Origin of the sequence: Arthrobacter sunyaminii, from assembly GCF_018866305.1 — a bacterium.
Taxonomy (GTDB): Bacteria; Actinomycetota; Actinomycetes; order Actinomycetales; family Micrococcaceae; genus Arthrobacter_B; species Arthrobacter_B sunyaminii.
The window spans coordinates 513,627-532,004 of sequence record NZ_CP076456.1; the positions used below are offsets into that span (position 1 = coordinate 513,627).

Here is an 18,378-nt window from a genome sequence, read left to right on the forward strand (position 1 = left end):
GACACCGGTGCCGATGTGTCAATGATTGAGGAAAGCCCGGCGGTGTACTAGCGTCGGGCGCACCACGGGCCGGGTCCGCCGTGGAACCCGTGGATCAAAGGAGAACCATGCGAGGGATAACCAAGACCGTGATTGCAGCCGCGGCAATAAGTTTGGCGCTGACCGGCTGCTCCGGAGACGATACAGCTGACGGCTCGCAGACCCTGAGGATCGTTTACAAGAACGCCGACGCGGCCCCTCTGGTAGCCCTGATGGAGAACGTCAAAGAGGAGTTTGAAGCGGCCAACGAGGGTGTAACGGTTGAGCTGGCGCCCATTGAGGGAAACGATGAGGACTATGCCACCAAACTGGCCTTGTCCCAGCGCTCACCTGACACCGCTCCCGATGTCTTTGTGGAGGATTCCTTCAAGCTCCGTGCTGACGTTGACGCGGGCTATGTGCTGCAGCTGGACGATTATCTGTCCGATTGGGAGGACTGGGACAGCTTCAACGAAACGGCCAAGCAGGCGGGCTTGGCCGACGACGGCGGCACCTATGCGATCCCGCTGGAAACGGACACCCGCGTGATTTGGTACAACAAGAATGTATTGGGTGCGGCGGGTATTGAGCTTCCGTGGCAGCCGGAAAGCTGGGATGACCTCCTGACCATGGCACGCACCGTGAAGGACTCCAACCCCGACGTCATCCCCTTCAGCATGTATGCCGGCACCATGCAGAGTTTCTATGAGCTCCTCTACGGGACTGAGGGTGGAACCCTCTATGACGCTGACGAGCAGAAATGGGTCACCGGGTCCCAGGGCTTCATCGATTCCCTTGCGTTTCTGAAGACCATTTATGACGAGGGGCTGGCGGTCACCCCGGCGCAGGCCCTGGATGCGAATATCTGGCAGCCCATCGTGGGAGAGATGCTTCCGCAGGACCGCATGGGTGCCACGGTGGAGGGCTCCTATGCGCCGCAGTTCTGGCAGCCGGGAGGACAGTTTGAATGGCCCGAGTACAGCGAGGTTATGGCCACGGCACCGTTTCCCACCCAGAACGGGCAGAAGCCCGGTGCAGTCAACATGTCCGGCGGGTGGACCCTGGCGGTGGGGGCCGGAACAGAAGAGCCGGAGCTGGCCGCTGATTTCGTAAAAATGGCCCTGAGCTACGAGAACTCCCTGGAGTACACCGTGGACAGTTCCAAGATTGCCGTACGGACCGACGTCGCAGAGGCCCCGGAATACCTGGACATGAATCCCTTTGCCTCCGAGGTCACGGAGGTGCTTGACGTCAGCAATTACCGCCCGGCAACGTCCGATTTCGCCGAGATCGATGCCGCTGTCCTCACAGCCACCCAGGAAGTGGTGGCCGGCGGCAAATCTCCGGAAGAGGCGGCGGCCGCCTATGACGAGACACTGACCAAGATAGTCGGTGACGAATTCGTGGTTGAGAAGTAGCTCGGGCATGTCCAGTACGTCTCTGGCCGGCCGCTCCCGCCCCGTGAGCGGCCGGCCGGATGCCCGCCGGGCCCGGCCGCCTTCAGCGCGCCGACAGCTCGGCAGACTGCTGCCCCTGCTGCCCGCGGTGGCCCTGCTGCTGGTTTTTCTGGGCGGCCCCATCCTCTGGGCCTTCTACGGTTCCTTTACGGACGCCGGTCTGACCGGTGCCAGCGCAAAGAATCCGGAGTGGATCGGGTTCGAAAACTACCGGACCCTTTTCACGGACCCGTTGTTTCCGCGCTCGCTGTGGCTCACTTTCCTGTTTGTGTTCGCCTCGGCCGTTATCGGACAGAACTGCTTGGGCCTGGCCCTTGCTCTTGTCATGCAGCGGGCCAATAAGGCCGTTGCCGGTTTCGTGGGTTCCTGTGTGGTGGCGGCTTGGGTTTTGCCCGAGATTGTTGCGGCCTTCATTGCGTATGCATTCTTTTTTCGGGACGGCATGCTGAACCAGATGACCGGGCTGCTGGGGATCCCTGCCGTGGACTGGTTGTACGAGTACCCCATGGCGGCGCTGATCCTGGCCAACATCTGGCGGGGGACCGCTTTTTCGATGATGAACTACCAGGCAGCCCTGAACGACGTCCCACCGGACATTACGGAGTCAGCCACTATTGACGGTGCCGGAGGGCTTGCCCGCCTGCGGTTCATCACTCTTCCCATGATCAAACGCAGCATCGCGACAAACCTCATGCTGATTACTCTCCTGACCCTGGGTACCTTCACCTTGATTTACGTTGTCACCCAGGGAGGACCGCTCAATGCGAGCACCACACTTCCGATCATGGCCTATGAGCAGGCCTTCCAGTACGGGGACATCGGTTACGGCACGGCCATCGCGGTGGTCATGCTCCTGATTGGTGCCGTTTTCTCCATTGCCTACATCCGCATGCTGCGCGAACGGAAGGAGTAGACATGGCGATCGTTTCGGTTTCCTCCGCCCGCAAGAGCTCCGGTGCGAAGATCTCCAACGCAGTGCTGCTGTTGCTGGCCGCGTGTTTCCTCCTGCCGCTGGCCTGGCTGCTGACCGCCTCCGTCAACGCCGACGCTACGTATGAGCTCACCGCCCCGGTGCTCACCCTGGGTAACTTCAGCGCCATCATGAACGCCCAGCAAACCTTCATTCCGCTGCTGAACAGCTTCATCCTGGCGGTCGGATCCGCCACGGTCACCGTGGTGGCCGCGGTGCTGGCTGCTTATCCGCTGTCGCGCTATCAGATGCGTTTCAAGCGACCCTTTATGTACACCGTCCTCTTCGGCACCTGCCTGCCCATCACCGCCATCATGGTTCCGGTGTACAGCCTCTTTGTACAGTTGAACCTGCTCGATTCCCTGGGCGGGACCATTCTGTTCATGGGAGCCACATTCCTGCCCATCGCCATCTGGATGACCAAGAACTTTATGGACTCCGTGCCCATCAGCTTGGAGGAAGCGGCCTGGATTGACGGCGCCTCCTCAATGAAGGCCCTGTACTACGTGGTGCTTCCGCTGATGCGTCCGGGTCTCGCCGTGGTGTTCATCTTTGTGTTCCTGGAGGGATGGGGAAACTTCTTTGTTCCCTTCATCCTGCTGTTCGCCGCGGACAAACAGCCTGCCTCTGTGAGCATTTTCCGTTTCTTCGACGAGTACGGCGGGGTGGCATACGGGGAACTCGCAGCCTTTTCCATCCTCTATTCCCTGCCGGTGATTGTCCTCTACATCCTCTCCCGTGCCATGGGCGGTTCCTTTGCGCTCAGCGGGGCAATGAAAGGGTAGGTGCCACGTGCACGACAACCGTGAACTGGTGGAAGCACGTATCAACAGGTTCCTCCGGGAACGGCTGCCCGGAAGCCTGTGGCGGGACCGGAGGCCGGCGGAGCTGGCAGTTTGGGAAGCACCGGGGGAGCCGGTTCCTTTTGCCCAGGCAATCAGCCAGGACTTTCTGCCCTTTGCAGCCGGTCAGGCGTGGGGCGCCCCTTGGGGAACCACCTGGTTCCGCATCTCCGGTACGGTTCCGCTGGAATGGCGGGGCCCCGGAGCAGGCCGGCCGGAACTGCTCATCGACCTGGGCTTCAGCGGCAACGGCCCCGGATTTGAGGCGGAAGCACTGGTGTACACGCCGTCCGGGGAGATTGTGAAGGCGGTGGAGCCGCGGAACCTGTACGTACCGCTGCGGCAGCTGCCGGGTGAGCCCTTCGAGTTCTACGTGGAAGCGGCATCCAATCCGAACATCATTTCCGGCTTCACCTACGCGCCAACACCGTTGGGCGATCCGGCGACCGCGGGCGGGAACCCGCTGTATGTTTTCCGCGGGGCGGACGCCGCCCTGCTGGACGTCGAGGCCTGGAACCTGGCGCAGGATTTCTGGACCCTCAACGGCCTGATGCATGAACTGCCGATGGACCTTCCCCGGCGATATGACATCCTCCGGGCCATGGAACGGGCGGTCACCGCCGTCGACCCGTCGGATGTGGCCGGAACCGCAACGGCAGCCAGGGCGGAGCTGGCCCAAGTGCTGTCCACACCCGCCAACGCCAGCGCACACCGCATCCACGCCGTCGGGCACGCCCACATCGACAGCGCCTGGCTGTGGCCGGTGCGGGAGACGGTGCGCAAGGTCGCACGCACCTTCGCAAATGTGCTGGACCTGATGGAACAGGATCCTGAGTTCGTTTTCACGGCGTCCTCCGCACAGCAGTACGCGTGGCTCAAGCAGTACTACCCGGACCTGTTCTCCCGGGTGGCGGAAAAGGCGGCCGAAGGACGTTTTGTGCCCGTCGGAGGAATGTGGGTCGAGGCAGACACCAATATGCCCGGAGGCGAGGCGCTGGCCCGCCAGTTCCTGGCCGGGAAAAGATTTTTCCTGGAGAACTTCGGGGTGGAATCAGAAGTGGTGTGGCTGCCGGACTCCTTCGGATACTCGGCGGCACTTCCACAGATCGCCAAGGCGGCCGGCTGCCGCTGGTTCCTGACCCAGAAGATCTCCTGGAATGAGACCAACGTGGTGCCGCACAGCACCTTCCGCTGGGAGGGCATTGACGGATCCACGCTGTTCACCCATTTCCCGCCGGTGGACACCTACAATTCCGAACTGTCCGGGCGGGAACTGGCCCGAGCCCAGCGGCAGTACAAGGAAAAGGGGTTTGCGAATACTTCCCTGGTCCCGTTTGGCTGGGGCGACGGCGGCGGCGGGCCAACGCGGGAGATGCTGGCTGCTGCCCGCCGAACCGCCTCGCTGGAAGGATCACCCACCGTAAAACTGTCCAGCCCGGTGCACTTTTTTGCCGTGGCCCAGGCCGAGCTGGCGGAGCCGGCCGTCTGGTCCGGAGAGCTGTATCTGGAGTTCCACCGCGGCACCTACACCAGCCAGGCCAACACCAAGAAGGGCAACCGCCGCAGCGAGCATCTGCTGCGCGAGGCAGAGCTGTGGGCAACAGCTGCCTTCTTGGCAACCGGCGCGGACTATCCCTACGACGCTTTGGAAGAGGCATGGCAGACCGTCCTGCTGCAGCAGTTCCACGACATTCTGCCCGGCTCCTCCATTGCCTGGGTCCATCAGGAGGCCGAGCGGAACTATGCACTGGTGTCGGCCGGGCTGGAGGCCCTGATCGAGGGCTCGGCGCGGGGGCTGCTGGGCGACGGCGACTCGGCGGCAGTGCTCAATGCCGGCCCGTTTTCCCAAGCCCGGGTGCCTGCCGGCGGCGCAGGACCGGTGCCGGAACCGGCCCCGTGGACCTGGCAGCGTTCCGCAGAGGGCTGGACTATCGGCAGCGACCGGCTGCGTCTCGTCGTGGACCGGGAGGGGCTGTTCCGTTCCCTTACGGACCTTCCCGGCGGCCGCGATGCCTTCCTGCCCGGGCGGCCGGGGAACCTGTTCCAGCTCTTCCGGGACACGCCCAACCAGTGGGATGCCTGGGACCTGGATGCCCATTACAAATACAGCACCACGGATTTGATGCAGCCCGATGCCATGGAGATCGAGGAGGTAAGCGGGGGCCGTACGCTTCGAATCACGCGGTCCTTCGGGAACTCGGCGGTCATCCAGCGGATCTCCCTCAGTCCCGACGGCACAGCCGTGGATCTGGAGGTGGAGGTGGACTGGCATGAACAGCAGAAGCTGCTCAAACTTGCCTTCCCACTGGACGTGCACGCAGCCCAGGCGGCTTCGGAAATCCAATTTGGCCATGTGTACCGCCCTACACACGCCAACACTTCCTGGGACGCGGCACGTTTCGAAACAGTGGCACACCGGTGGATTCATGTGGGGGAGCCCGGCTACGGGGTGGCGGTGGCTAATGATTCCACCTACGGCCATGACACCTTCCGTGACCTGGTGGGCAGCAAGAGCTGCACCACGGTCCGGCTTTCCCTGCTTCGGGCACCGCTGTTCCCGGATCCCTCGGCCGATCAGGGCCGGCACAGTTTCCGTTTTTCCCTGCGGCCGGCCGCAAGCATTGCGGACGCGCTCGCCGAGGGGTACCGCCTGAATCTTCCGCTCCGCGGGATCCGCGGGGTCTCACGGACGCGGACGGACCCGGTTGTTGCCGTGGACAACCCTGCAGTGGTGGTGGAAGCGGTCAAGCTTTCCGAAGACCGCAGCGGAGACGTCATCGTGCGGCTGTATGAGGCGCACGGCGGCCGTGCCGGTGCGGTGGTCCGCGTGGGGTTTGCCTATGACACCGTTGCTGCTGCGGATCTGCTGGAGCGTCCGCTGGCTCCCGGGTCACCGCTCACTGGCCGGACCGGAGCAGGGGAACCGGTAACGCTGATGCTTCGGCCGTTTGAAATCGTCACCCTGAGGTTCCGGCGCGGATAAGGAGGGTAGCGAAACACCTGTGCCGCAGCCGTGAAAAACTAAAGGCATGCAACCCAGTGACACCGTTCAGCCGATCGTTCTGCTCGTGGATAAGGAAGACCCCGCGGCCCACCTCGATGCAGTTGCCGCTGCAGCCGCGGCGAGCGTGAGCGCTTATGCCCGGCGGACGGAGGACGATGCCTGGGACAACTGGGTGTATGGCCGGTTTACGAAGTCGGTCCGCCGCGCAGGACCGAAGATGTTCGAGAAGATGGCGGCTTCCGCGCCGTCCGGAACCGTCGCCGTCGGCCGGGCGAAGGCAGCGGCCTTTGAACCGGTGAGCTATGAGGAGATGCCCAAGAAGCTGCGTGCTCTGCAGGTTTCGGGCACGCACCTGCCGGACGGCGAACCGGCGCCCGCCAGCCCGGGCACGCCGCTCATCATTGTGAACGCGGACTTGGAAATGTCCACCGGCAAGGCAGGCGCCCAGGCCGCGCATGCCCTGATGGCCTGGTACCTGACGCTGTCCGCGGAGGAACGCGTTGCTTGGTATGACGACGGCGCCGGCCGGGCCAGCGTCCGGCTGGCCGCGGGCGCCGAGTTCGAGACGCTGGCGAAAGCGCCGGGGGCCGGTCCGCTGATTGTAGACGCAGGGATGACGGAGATCGCACCCGATACGGCCACAGCGTTTGTCGCGGCCGCCGGATAAAATGGCGGCCGCGGCGCCGGCACTGGCGTCAGGGGTTAGGAGAGGCGGCTGCGGACGATCTCGCTGACTGCCTTGCCGTCGAAGCGGCCGGCAACCTTGGCGGTGACCGGCTTCATGACCGCACCCATCTGGCGCATGGTCAGTACCGTGCCGTCCGCCGTCAGCTCGGCCACGGCTTCGTCCACGATGGCTTCAACGTCAGCGGCGGTCAGCGGGGCGGGAAGGTAGGCTTCGATGATCTCGGCCTCGGCGATTTCAGCGGCGCCGCGTTCCTTTTCCCCGGCTTCCAGGTAGATGCCGGCGGTGTCACGGCGCTTGGCGGCTTCCTTCTGCAGCAGCGAAACCACCTGCGCATCGTCCAGTTCCACCGGTGTCTTGCCGGACTTTTCCCGGGTCTCAATTTCGCCGAGGACGTTGCGGACCGTCATGAGCGCCGTGCGGTTACCGGCTTTCATGTGGGTTTTCATATCGGACTGGAGCTGCTCTTTGAGTGTCATGCGGACTCATTTCCGGTGAAGATTGTTGAAGTGTGTTCTTCCCATGATCTCAGCAATGCGCTCTCAGCCGGGCGCGTTCCCCGCTGCGGCACAGGCCAGGCGGGTCCGTACGCCGAGGGACTGCAGATCACCGCCTGGCAAAAGGGCATCGCCCACCAGGGACCGTCCCAGGACAACCGCAGCGGCGCCGGCGGCCAGCCAGCCGGTGACGTCATCCAAAGCGATTCCGCCGCCGGGAATCACTGGGATGTCCGGCAGCGCCCGCCGAAGGGTTGCGAGGTAGCCAGGTCCCACGGGTGCGCCGGGAAACAGCTGCACGGCGGTGGCTCCCGTCCGCCAGCCAAGATGAACCTCGCTGGGCGTCATCGCTCCGGGGTAGCTGGCCAGTCCGCAGCCGCGGGCGGCATGGACCACGTCCGGCGCCACATGAGGGGACATGACAAAGCGTGCCCCGGCGTTGGCTGCCCGGACAACGCCCTCGGGCGCGAGCACCGCAGCGAGTCCCAGGTCCACGCCGTCCGGCAGCCTGCCGGCCAGATGCTCAAGTGCACTGAGAGTGTTCCCCGCCGGGGCAAGGGCCAGGCAGCGCACGCCGTTAGCCACCAGGGTGTCCGCAGCGGCCACAACCTGAGACAAATCCGGACGGTATTGCTCCGGTGCGGAATTGGTTGCAAGCACGGCCGCAATCCGGGTCTGCTGCAGCCCGGTGCCCATTGGCGCCCGGTTTGGCATGGGGCTGACTGGTTCCGTTGTCATGTGCAGGGCCAAATCATGGGCGGGGCCTTCCCAACTTTTAGGTCAGCGTTCCGGGGCCTTTTCGCCGGCCTCCACCGGTATGCCGATGATGTTACTGCCCACCGGCATGGGGCAGGTGCCGAACGCGGTGAAGGCGCTGGGATAGTTCACGGCACGGTTGAAGTCCACCGTGACGGCAGACGTGCCCGGTGCCGGCGCGTCGAAGACGACTTTGCGCCATCCGGCAGTGCTTTGGTTGTTGGTGGCATCGTGGAAGGTGAGGGCCAGCCGGCCGGTTCCCTCGGCACTGACCTGCAGCCGGTACTCGTGCTCCTCTCCGGGCAGCTGAACCACGAGTTCGCCCACGGTGAGGTGCACGCCGTCGACGGCGGGATGCGCGGTGCGGATCGGAACCTCCACCGGCTCGGGATAGGCCTCAAAGCGGCCCTGGACCACCAGATCGGGACGGTAGTCGAAAGTTGGCACGCCGTCGAAATCGGTGAACACGGCCGAGGCGGCGTCGCGGGTGCGGATGGCGTAGCGGCCGCCGCGCCGGGCCAGCTCCACGGCTATCCGCCGGCCGCCGGAACCGCCGAAATACACCCACAGAAGTGACTCCTCGTCCGCCAGGGATGCCATGACAGTGCCGTCCACCGGGGCGCCGGTTTCGGCGAGGGTCAGGCCGTCGTCGGCGGCGGCGGACAGGGTTGCCGCAGCATCGTCCGCAGCCCAAAGGCCCGGAAGATGCTCCACCGCCGCAGGCTCAACCGTCAGCCACTGCAGAGACGTCAGGGTCAGCCAGCCGTGCTGCTGCGCCAACTCGGCATCCCGCGCGCTGCGGAACCGGCGCCATTCCTCCAGGACTTCGGGCGTGGGCGTACTCATGGTTCCTCCTGATTGTCCGCCAGAATAATATTTGTCTCTCTGCAGGGAAGTGTAAGTGCGCAGTTTGTAGGATGAGGCCATGGAAACCAACGGTTCACTGCCTTCGCTCGACCAGCTGCGCCACCGCCAGACCGAGCTGGTGACTGCCCTTTCCGTCGAAACCAGCACCTCTTCCCTGGCCGCGTTGAGCACAGAGCTGGAAAGCATTCTGGAACAGATCCAGCAGCACGGCAGCCAACGGATGTAGGTCGTCCAGGCGGGGACCCCGCCGTCGTCGTCCCCTGCCGCCACTCGGATGAGGGCGGCATCGAAGTTGCCGGGTCTTAATTCGGTTACGCTGAATCGGCCGCCGCAGCCGCGGTGGTTGACCGCGAAGTGCTCACAGCAACTCGCAAAGTCTCAGGGGGACACCATGATCAATTTTTTCGATCCGTCATTTAAGAAGTTTTCGGCACCCATTCTGATCAAGCTGTATTACGGACTGTCCGTGGGCTTGCTGGCCCTGTTCTGGCTGGTTCTGCTCATCAGAGCTTTCGACGATGGTTTCCTGAGCGGCTTCCTGGTCCTGATCCTGGGCCCGGTGGTTGCCTTCTTCCTGCTGATAGCCACTCGGATTTCCTGCGAGTGGATTCTGGCCACCATCCAGGTTTCTCAGAACACTGCCAAGTTGGTTGATTTGATGGGCGGAACCTCTGCCCCGCTGGCCGGCGCAGCCGCGCCCGGAGGCACGTCCGGACGTCGTGGTGCAGGGCAGACGCCGTCCCGGCAGCCTGCGCCGATGCCGCCGGAACAGTAGACCGTGCCGGTTGCACCGCCCCGGCGGGCACCCGTCGGAGTGGTGCAACCAACGCGTAAATATGACCCACGCCTCACAACCGATAGTGTTGGTTGGTCCCATCTAAGAAAGGCCACCATGCACGACCGCATTCACCATGAAGGACTGCTTGAGCGCAGAATGTCCGCAGAACAGGCGGCCGCGCTCATCAAGCCGGGTATGACCGTGGCGATGAGCGGGTTTACCGGCGCCGGCTACCCCAAAGCCGTCCCGCAGGCGCTTGCCGTCCAAATGGAAGAAGCCCACGCCCGCGGCGAAGATTTCCAGATCAAAGTACTCACCGGTGCCTCCACCGCTCCCGAGCTCGACGGCGTGCTCGCAAAGGCCGGCGGCATGGAACTGCGTCTGCCGTACCAGTCGGATCCCACCCTGCGGAAGCGGATCAACGACGGCGAACTTGAGTACATTGATATCCACCTCGGGCACGTGGCTCAGTACACCTGGTTTGGCTTCTACGGCCACATTGACCTGGCGGTGATCGAGGTGGTGGGCATCAATGAAGACGGCTCCCTGATTCCGTCGTCGTCGGTTGGCAACAACAAGACGTGGATTGAGCAGGCAGACAAGATCATCCTGGAAGTGAATGTCCAGCAGGCCGCTGCCATGGACGGCATGCATGACGTTTACTACGGCACGGCGCTGCCTCCGCACCGCAAGCCCATCATGCTGGTCAATCCGGATGACCGGATCGGCGAGCCCTACCTGCGGCTGGATCCGGACAAGGTCCTCGCCGTCGTGGAAACCGATGCTCCGGACCGCATGACTCCTTTCGCTGCACCCGATGAAACCTCCACGCAGATCGCCGGGCACCTGATCGATTTCTTCGGGGACGAGATCAAAGCCGGCCGGCTGACCGACAAGCTCATGCCGCTGCAGTCCGGTGTAGGAAACATCGCCAATGCCGTCCTGGGCGGGCTGGCGACCTCGGGGTACACCGGGTTGACTGCCTACACGGAAGTCATTCAGGACGGGATGCTGCACCTGATCCGCGACGGGGTGATCCGCGTGGCGTCCGCGACGTCCTTCTCGCTGAGCCCTGCGGGAATCGAAGAGTTCAACTCCAACATCGAGTTCTACCGCAAGCGCATCATCCTGCGCACCCAGGAGATCTCCAACCACCCCGAACTCATCCGCCGGCTGGGCTGCATCGCCATGAACGGCATGATCGAGGCGGACATTTACGGCAACGTGAATTCCACCCACGTGGCCGGCACGGCCATGATGAACGGCATCGGCGGATCCGGTGACTTTGCCCGCAACGGCTTCCTGTCCGCGTTCCTCTCACCGAGCACAGCCAAGGGCGGGAAAATCTCCGGCATCGTGCCCATGGTCAGCCATGTGGACCATACGGAGCATGACACCATGCTGATCGTGACCGAGCAGGGCCTGGCGGACCTTCGCGGGCTGTCGCCCAAGCAGCGGGCCCGTACCATCATCGAGAAGTGTGCGCATCCGGACTTCCAGCCCCTGCTGCAGGATTACTTCGACCGGGCCAGCCGCGAGAGCTTCGGCAAGCACACTCCGCACCTGCTGGACGAGTCATTGTCCTGGCATCACCGGTTTGTGGAAACCGGTGACAGCCGCCCGGCGGTGGCTGCACAGGCGTAAGGGGCGTAAGGACACCCGCGGCACACAGCCGGCGTGCTGTTTTCCGGCAGACATGCTAGAAACGCTCAGATGAGCGAATTCGGCGGCCGGTCTGCAACCCAACGTAAAGGCACCGTGCCGCTGCCCCTGTGGCTGGCCGCCGTCGCCGTCATCCTGGTGGCAGTGAACCTGCGGCCGGGTGCGACGTCGGTGGGGCCGGTCCTCGCCGAGATCCAGGCGGGTCTTGGCATGGGATCGGTCCAGGCCGGGATTTTGACCGCGTTGCCGGGCCTCACCTTCGCGGTGGTGGGAGCCCTCGCCGTGACGGTCTCGCGCAGGGCCGGTGTCGCGTGGACCATCACCCTGGGGCTGGGGCTGGTTTCCGCCGGATTGCTGCTCCGGTCGATAGCGCTTTCCCCGGTGCTGTTCATGACTCTGACGGTGCTGGCGTTCGCCGGCATGGCGATGGGCAATATCCTGGTCCCGGCCTTTATCAAGAGCCACGGCGGGTCCCGAACTGCCCTGTTGAATTCGGTGTACGGCACAACCCTTGCGGCGGGAGCCACGCTTCCTCTGCTGGTGGCAGCGCCGCTGACCGCCTCGGATTCCGGGGGATGGCAGCTCAGCCTCAGGATATGGGGGCTGGCGGCCCTGACGGCGTTTGTTCCCTGGATCCTGGTCTCCGTGCGCAACCGCAGGACAGCAGTGCATATGGAGGATGCGTCGGCACCGAGGGACCGGCTGCGGATCACGTCTTCCCGGACCGCTGTGGCGCTGTGCGTGTACTTCGGTGTGCAGTCCATGCACGCCTACGTCCAGTTTGGCTGGGTGGCTCAGATTTACCGCGACGCCGGACTGGAGCAGGCTCAGGCCGGGTTGATGGCGGCCATCCTTGCATCCCTGGGAATAGCCGGGGGCCTAATCATGCCGGCGTTGGTGGCGCGGGCTCCGGGCCTGCACTTCTACATTGCAGGTCTGGCAGCAGCGGTGGCGGCCGGGTATCTGGGTTTGTTGCTGGCCCCCGCAACGGTGCCGTGGATGTGGGCGCTTCTGCTCGGAGTCGGCGGCTTTGCGTTCCCCACGGCGCTGGCCCTGATCACGGCGCGTTCACGGGATCCCCGGGTGACCGCGGAGCTGTCAGGGTTCTGCCAGCCGGTGGGCTATCTGCTGGCAGCGGCAGGCCCGTTTGCCATCGGTGCCCTGCACGAGGCTACGGGCAGCTGGACGGTTCCGCTGCTCATCCTCATTGCATCAGCTGCCGTCATGGCCGTAGCCGGAATTATTGCTGCAGCTCCGCGCTTTGTGGACGATCAATTGCGGCGGCATCCGGCCTGACCCGGCCCGATCCGGCCTGACCCGGCCCGACTCCGATCCGGTTCCGCTAACTTCCGCAGCCGTGTTTCGGCTCAGCGATCGCCGCGCAGCCGGTCGATTTCCCGGCGGTCTTTCTTGGTGGGACGTCCGGCGCCGCGGTCCCGAAGCGGAACACCCAGCGCGGGTCCCACCGGACGGGGAGGAGTGTGGTCGGTAAAGCAATGGGAAGCAGCCTCCGCACCCACCCGCTTGGCAATGAGCTGTCGGACTTCCAGGATCCGTTCATAACCGGGCTGGCGGACCCTGATGGTGTCTCCGGGCTGGACCGGCTGGGCGGCCTTGGCCGGGTTGCCGTTCAACCTGACATGGCCGGCGCGGCAGGCAGCGGTGGCGGCGGATCTGGTCTTGTAGGCACGGATGGCCCACAGCCAGGCGTCCACGCGGACTGATTTGGAGGTGCTGGCGGGAATGCTCATGGGGCTACCGATTCTACTGGGTGTCCTTGGGATGCAGGGACGTATCCCTGAGACGTGCAGCGTCAGCCTGGGCATCCAGCTGTTCCGGTGTGGGGACCGTGCCGGGAATGGAGTTGCGGAACGGCTGTGCACCCCTTGCCGAGGCCAGCATCTGCCGCAGTTCCGCCGGAGTGTATGGGTCGGGGGCGCCCCGGTGCGCAATGGCATGGCAGTTGGGGCACATCGGCACCAGATCGGATACCGGATCCAGAACATAATCAGGGCTGATGGCTGACGGCGGAACAATGTGGTGCACCTGGACGAAGGATGCTCCCGCCGGTCCGTACATCTGCTCCATTGACAGGCCGCAGGCAGCACACGATGTTCCGTGGAAAGCGACACACCGCTGCACCCCCTCGGGGTCATGCTCGCAGCGGTTCACCGCTACTTCGCGCAGGGTGTCCTGGGGAAGGCTTCCCGGCAGTGGAATGGTGGGGTCCACAGCCCCCAGCCAGCCCTCGGGGACCGGCCGCGACCTCAGATATGACGTCCATGCGGCACGCATCTGCCCTTCTGCGGGGGGCGGAACAACGGTTCCCGTACTGCGCACGGCGTTCCAGTTCAGGTCCGGCACACTCTCCTGCAGCAGCTCAGCCGGCAGGGCATCGCCCGGGGGCAGCAGCAGGTCAAAAACGACTCCGGCCAGTAATCCCAACCGGGCCGGCAGTGCCGCGCCCGGTTGGGGCGCGGCGGCCACCACCCCGTGACCCAGCAGCCCGCGGCCGTGCCGGCCCTGGGCGAACAGCCACACGTCGGTGCCGCGCGCCATCTGCTGTCCGCGTCCCACCCGCCAGCGGATCCCGAAGAGTCCCGTGCGGTCCACCGTCGCCGCAGCCATGGCATAGTCTGCGCGGCCGGGTCCGGCACCAAACGCAGTGGCCGGATTCCAGCCCAGCACGACGGCGGCCATGTGTTCTCCTTACCCGTTACGGATTGCGGTCCGGTTCGCTCAAAAAAGTGCCCTAGTTAATGCGCGCTTCGCGGCCTTCCCATTCCGAGGACCGCAGTTCATTCTTGCGGATTTTCCCGGTGGATGTCTTGGGCAGATCAATAATGAACTCCACGCTGCCCGGAGCCTTGTAGGAAGCAATCTGGGATTTAACGTGCTTCAGCAGGTCCGCTTCGGTCACGTCCCGGCCCGGGGCCAGCACCACAAAAGCCTTGGGCCGCTCACCCCAGCGTTCGTCGGGGATGCCGATCACGGCGACGTCGGCCACAGCCGGGTGGCTGGCCAGCGCCTGTTCCACCTCAATGGTGGAAATGTTCTCACCGCCGGACACCACCACGTCCTTGGAACGGTCCAGCAGTTGAACGTAGCCGTCCGGATGCATGACCCCCAGGTCTCCGGTGTGGAACCAGCCGCCGTAGAAAGCTGTTGCCGTCCCCTCGTCGTCGCGGTAGTACCCCTTCATCACAGAGTTCCCGCGCATCACGATCTCGCCCATCTCGACACCGTCCGCGGCCACGTCGGCCAGCCCGCCGTCGTCGTCAGGCATGTCGCGGACCACGCGCAGGCGCTCGGAAGTCAGCATGCCCACGCCCTGGCGTGCCATGTTCTTGGCCAGCGCGTCCGCGTCCAGGTCCGCCCAGGCGGCCTGCGGCTCGCACACCGCGTACGGGCCGTAGGACTCGGTGAGGCCGTAGACATGCACCACGGTGGCCTGCAGCTGATGGATTTTGTTGATGACGGTGGGGCTCGGGGGAGCGCCGGCGGTGACGATGGTCAGCGGGTGTTCCAGGGCGTGGGCTTCCTCCGCGGTGGCAATGGCGCTCAGTACGGTGGGTGCGCCAGCCAGATGGTCAATGCCGTGGGTGTCGATCAGCCGCCAGATCTCCGGCCCGCGTACGGCGCGCAGGCAGACGTGGGTACCGGATGCGGCGGTCAGCGCCCAGGTGGTGCACCAACCGTTGCAGTGGAACATGGGCAGCGTCCACAGGTAGGTAGTGTCTGCGTCGAAGCCCTGGTGGTGGACCTCGCCGAGCGAGTTTAGGTAGGCCCCGCGGTGCGTGTACATCACGCCCTTGGGCCGGCCGGTGGTGCCGGAGGTGTAATTGAGGCTGATGACAGTGTTTTCGTCTGCGACTTCCCAGGGGAGAGGAATGTCGGTTCCGCGGGACAGGAAATCGGCGTACGACGTCGTTCCCTCCACAGTGTCGGAGGTTCCGTCCTGGAGCGGGAAGGAGAAAGCTTCGGTGACCGTTTCCAGTTCCGGGGTGCCGAGTCCGCGCAGCAGGTCCGGGTCGCCGAAGAGCAGGGTGGCTCCGGAATGGTTGCAGATGTAGGCCACTTCGGGCGGGGACAGCCGGGTGTTCAGCGGCACGATGACGCCGCCGGCAAGGGGGACGGCGTAGTGGGCGATCAGCAGTTCTGCTGAGTTGGTGCCAAGGAATGCCGCGCGGCTGCCCTCCTCCAGACCGGATGCGCGAAGCGCGTGTGCCGTCTTCGTGACCGTCGCTGCGAGCTCCCGGTAGGTCAGGGTCCGGTCACCGTCTATTACAGCGATTTTTTCCGGGTGTACCTGAGCTGCGCGTTCGAGAAAGCGCAGAGGTGTCAAAGCAGTGTCCAAGCCGGGCATTGTTCTCCTTCAAGGCAGGTTGATGCCCACCAACGCTACAGGGTTTGTGAGGCTTGGGTCACATTCTGTGCAGCGCTCAAGGATTTGCGCCGGTGTTGTGGGTTCCTGCGTTGTTCAGTGGGGACGCCTGTCCGGCGGGGCTTATCCGGCCCAGTTGGAGGCCAGATGCCCGTTTGTCAGCGGGACTGATACGTCAAACAATCCGCCGACTCGGCTCCGGGGCCGACTTTGACATCATGGGCAGTGCACATCAGGTGGTCATTGTGTTGGCATTCGCTCCGCAGGCACGCGCCCACGGAGGCCAGAACTTTGGGCAGACCACCGGTTTCGGTGGTGTCAATGAAGGTGGAGCAGCTGGCATGGTCGGGGGCTCCGCCCACCGTGATGGCATAGGCAGTGCAGCCGTCGTGGTTGTAGTCGCAGCTGTGAACGGAGCAATCGCTGACGGGCGCTACGTGATCAGTCATGGTTCCTCCAAAGAAGGCGTAATGTCTGTCGGGTTCCGAACGTACCACCGGTGCACGCTAATAATTAGGGCGAATTTGTTGGACGTATTTACGGGTTCCGGAGGGTTTGTCGCTCCGCGGGAGCGTCCGGACAGGTCCGGGCCGTGCAGGTAATCCGACCCTGGCGCAGGTAGTCCACGTGAAAAGTCGAGTATTTGGAACGTCCCAAAGTGGCCTGTTTTGGGGTTTTTGGGGCTGTTTTCGGGACGGAAATGTCGGTGGCAGGTGAAAGCCTGAAGACATGGATCAGAACGGATCTTTTCGAGGCGGCGGCACCGGTGAAGCATCCGGTGCCGGGCAGGCTGCCGGCCCGAGCCTGTCGGTCTTCGCAGCTTCGCGCAGGGTCGATGATGCAGGTTCCAGCCAAGACGGTTTCCTTCCGGCCCCTGCCCATAGTCCGTCCTATCGGGACGGGCTTACCGGTTCGTTGGTCCTGCAGGGTGCGGAGGCCCTGACCCAGGACGAAGCCAGTGCGGTGTTGTCCCGATTGGATGCGCTGGTGCGGTGGGCCCAGGCCCAGCAAGCCAAAGTGCTGCACCGGATGCAAACCCTCTTCCGTGACGACCTGCTCGAAGACATCGGCCGGGAAGATCCGGCCCTGACCTTCAGCCTGGCCGCAGAGGAAGCCGCAGCCATCCTGCACCTGCCCACGAACACCGCGAAGATGCTGATGAGTGAGGCGGGACGGTTGTGCACCACCCACACCGCGACCCTGGCCCGGCTGGAAGACGGGAGCCTGGGTTACGGGCATGTGCAGACGGTGCTGGACCAATCCCAGAACGTCCCAGACTCCGAACTGGCCGGCTTCGAGGCTTCCCTGCTGGAGGCTGCTGGTGCGGGGCAGACATCGTCCCAGTTCCGGGTGAAGGCCAGAAGGTTGCGGGAGGGCCGGTATCCGGACACCATTCCGGTCCGGCACCAGAGTGCTTTTGAACGCCGGCGGGTCTGTTTGGCGCCGGATGAGGACGGGATGTCGTGGCTGTCGGCGTTATTGCCGGCAGCGAGGGCGCAGCTGGTTTATACGCAGCTGACCACGGCGGCGCGGGGTGAACAGGGTGCGGGGGATCCGCGGGGAGTGGATCAGTTGCGGGCGGACATTCTGGCTGACTTGCTCGACGGTGATGAGGATGCAATGGACAGTTATGACCTCGAACGAAGTGTGCCTGCCAGCGAGGTGATGGACGGCGGCGGCCTGGGTGGCCGTGCCCCAGATTCTGGACGCAACGAGGCCCGGGACAGCGGTAACAAGGATAACCAGGCCCGGACACGTGCCCGGGCCCGCACCGAAATCCTGGTCCTGATCACCGCCGAGACCCTGTTCGGTGCCGACGAACAGCCTGCCGAACTGCACGGATACGGGCCGATCAGCCCCGAAACTGCCCGCCGGCTGGCCCGGCAGGCAGCACACTGGACTCCGGTGGAACGAAACCCGGACACTGACGAGATACTGCGGGTCGGGCGGCGCCGGAAAGTACCTGCCGGACTGCAGCGCTGGCTGCGGGCACGGGACGGAACCTGCCGGTTCCCGGGATGCCGAACCAACGCCGCGATCGCCGAAATAGACCACACCAAACCGTGGTCCCACGGCGGGACCACCGATCACGACAACCTGGAGCACTTGTGCAGACGGCATCACATGTTCAAGTCGCGGGGCTTCTGGAAGGCACAACAACACAGTCCCGGAATTATTGAGTGGACCTCCCCGGGCGGTCGGACCTACCGCACGGATCCGCACCTCACCCTGGCCGCAGGACTTAGCGCAGGAGTCAGCGCGGGACCAGGCACAGGGCTAAGCACGGGACCCAGAGTGGAAGCCACGAAACCTGCTGTAAGCCGGATGTCGGGCTGGATCTCCGCCGACGAGCTCCGTGGCTATGGTGAGGATCCACCACCCTTCTGACCAGACAAGATGGCCGCAACTTGGGCCGAGTGCGCCGGTGGGGCCGAGCTACGCCGGGTGGGCTGGGTTG

At 64.4% G+C, this 18,378-nt stretch carries 17 protein-coding genes; 10 read left to right on the top strand and 7 right to left on the bottom strand.

The genetic code is table 11. The annotated features are described in order from the left end of the window. Window positions 1–107 precede the first annotated feature (107 nt). The 5 genes from KG104_RS02365 to KG104_RS02385 are packed head-to-tail and all read left to right on the top strand — an operon-like array spanning window position 108 to window position 6,958. Entirely contained in the window at window positions 108–1,436 is a 1,329-nt protein-coding gene (locus KG104_RS02365) for an extracellular solute-binding protein (protein WP_207348489.1), read from the top strand. Between the two features lie 7 nt (window positions 1,437–1,443). Then, window positions 1,444–2,388, top strand: coding sequence for a carbohydrate ABC transporter permease (locus KG104_RS02370; protein ID WP_104056017.1), 945 nt, complete (start codon window positions 1,444–1,446; stop codon window positions 2,386–2,388). A gap of 2 nt (window positions 2,389–2,390) precedes the next feature. Next, window positions 2,391–3,230 (top strand): carbohydrate ABC transporter permease, encoded by an 840-nt coding sequence (locus KG104_RS02375; RefSeq protein ID WP_104056019.1) that lies wholly within the window; start codon window positions 2,391–2,393, stop codon window positions 3,228–3,230. Window positions 3,231–3,237: 7 nt separating this feature from the next. Next, a complete protein-coding gene (locus KG104_RS02380) occupies window positions 3,238–6,270 on the top strand; it encodes an alpha-mannosidase (protein ID WP_207348490.1) in 3,033 nt (1,010 codons plus the stop codon). Window positions 6,271–6,316: 46 nt separating this feature from the next. Continuing rightward, a complete protein-coding gene (locus tag KG104_RS02385; RefSeq protein WP_207348491.1) occupies window positions 6,317–6,958 on the top strand; it encodes a peptidyl-tRNA hydrolase in 642 nt (213 codons plus the stop codon). 35 nt (window positions 6,959–6,993) lie between these two features. On the opposite strand, the gene KG104_RS02390 is transcribed toward KG104_RS02385, so the two are convergent. The 3 genes from KG104_RS02390 to KG104_RS02400 form a co-directional block, all read right to left on the bottom strand. Continuing rightward, window positions 6,994–7,455, bottom strand: coding sequence for a GatB/YqeY domain-containing protein (locus KG104_RS02390; protein ID WP_104056025.1), 462 nt, complete (start codon window positions 7,453–7,455; stop codon window positions 6,994–6,996). A gap of 63 nt (window positions 7,456–7,518) precedes the next feature. Beyond that, window positions 7,519–8,211, bottom strand: coding sequence for a bifunctional 4-hydroxy-2-oxoglutarate aldolase/2-dehydro-3-deoxy-phosphogluconate aldolase (locus KG104_RS02395; protein WP_207348492.1), 693 nt, complete (start codon window positions 8,209–8,211; stop codon window positions 7,519–7,521). A gap of 42 nt (window positions 8,212–8,253) precedes the next feature. Beyond that, window positions 8,254–9,075, bottom strand: coding sequence for a DUF1684 domain-containing protein (locus KG104_RS02400; protein ID WP_207348493.1), 822 nt, complete (start codon window positions 9,073–9,075; stop codon window positions 8,254–8,256). Window positions 9,076–9,154: 79 nt separating this feature from the next. Between KG104_RS02400 and KG104_RS02405 the strand changes: the two genes are divergently transcribed. The 4 genes from KG104_RS02405 (at window position 9,155) to KG104_RS02420 (ending at window position 12,832) form a co-directional block, all read left to right on the top strand. Next, window positions 9,155–9,322 carry a hypothetical protein gene (locus KG104_RS02405; protein WP_207348494.1) on the top strand — a complete coding sequence of 56 codons (168 nt, stop codon included), beginning with the start codon at window positions 9,155–9,157 and terminating at the stop codon, window positions 9,320–9,322. 165 nt (window positions 9,323–9,487) lie between these two features. Further along, on the top strand, window positions 9,488–9,871 hold the full coding sequence (locus KG104_RS02410; RefSeq protein ID WP_181032608.1) for a DUF4282 domain-containing protein: 384 nt from the start codon (window positions 9,488–9,490) through the stop codon (window positions 9,869–9,871). Window positions 9,872–9,988: 117 nt separating this feature from the next. Further along, the gene (locus KG104_RS02415; RefSeq protein ID WP_207348495.1) at window positions 9,989–11,518 is read left to right on the top strand and encodes an acetyl-CoA hydrolase/transferase family protein; all 1,530 of its coding nucleotides are present in this window, start codon (window positions 9,989–9,991) and stop codon (window positions 11,516–11,518) included. 69 nt (window positions 11,519–11,587) lie between these two features. Continuing rightward, entirely contained in the window at window positions 11,588–12,832 is a 1,245-nt protein-coding gene (locus tag KG104_RS02420; RefSeq protein ID WP_207348496.1) for an MFS transporter, read from the top strand. Between the two features lie 71 nt (window positions 12,833–12,903). On the opposite strand, the gene KG104_RS02425 is transcribed toward KG104_RS02420, so the two are convergent. The 4 genes from KG104_RS02425 to KG104_RS02440 form a co-directional block, all read right to left on the bottom strand. Continuing rightward, window positions 12,904–13,287 (bottom strand): RNA-binding S4 domain-containing protein, encoded by a 384-nt coding sequence (locus tag KG104_RS02425; RefSeq protein ID WP_104105001.1) that lies wholly within the window; start codon window positions 13,285–13,287, stop codon window positions 12,904–12,906. A gap of 13 nt (window positions 13,288–13,300) precedes the next feature. Further along, window positions 13,301–14,236 (bottom strand): HNH endonuclease, encoded by a 936-nt coding sequence (locus KG104_RS02430; RefSeq protein WP_207348497.1) that lies wholly within the window; start codon window positions 14,234–14,236, stop codon window positions 13,301–13,303. Between the two features lie 52 nt (window positions 14,237–14,288). Next, window positions 14,289–15,902 (bottom strand): AMP-binding protein, encoded by a 1,614-nt coding sequence (locus KG104_RS02435; protein WP_207348498.1) that lies wholly within the window; start codon window positions 15,900–15,902, stop codon window positions 14,289–14,291. Window positions 15,903–16,078: 176 nt separating this feature from the next. Beyond that, window positions 16,079–16,369, bottom strand: coding sequence for a DUF1540 domain-containing protein (locus KG104_RS02440; RefSeq protein ID WP_104056044.1), 291 nt, complete (start codon window positions 16,367–16,369; stop codon window positions 16,079–16,081). A 280-nt stretch (window positions 16,370–16,649) separates the two neighbouring features. On the opposite strand from KG104_RS02440, the gene KG104_RS02445 reads away from it, so the two are divergent. Beyond that, window positions 16,650–18,308, top strand: a complete 1,659-nt coding sequence (locus KG104_RS02445; RefSeq protein WP_207348499.1) for an HNH endonuclease signature motif containing protein — start codon at window positions 16,650–16,652, stop codon at window positions 18,306–18,308. Window positions 18,309–18,378: the final 70 nt, after the last annotated feature.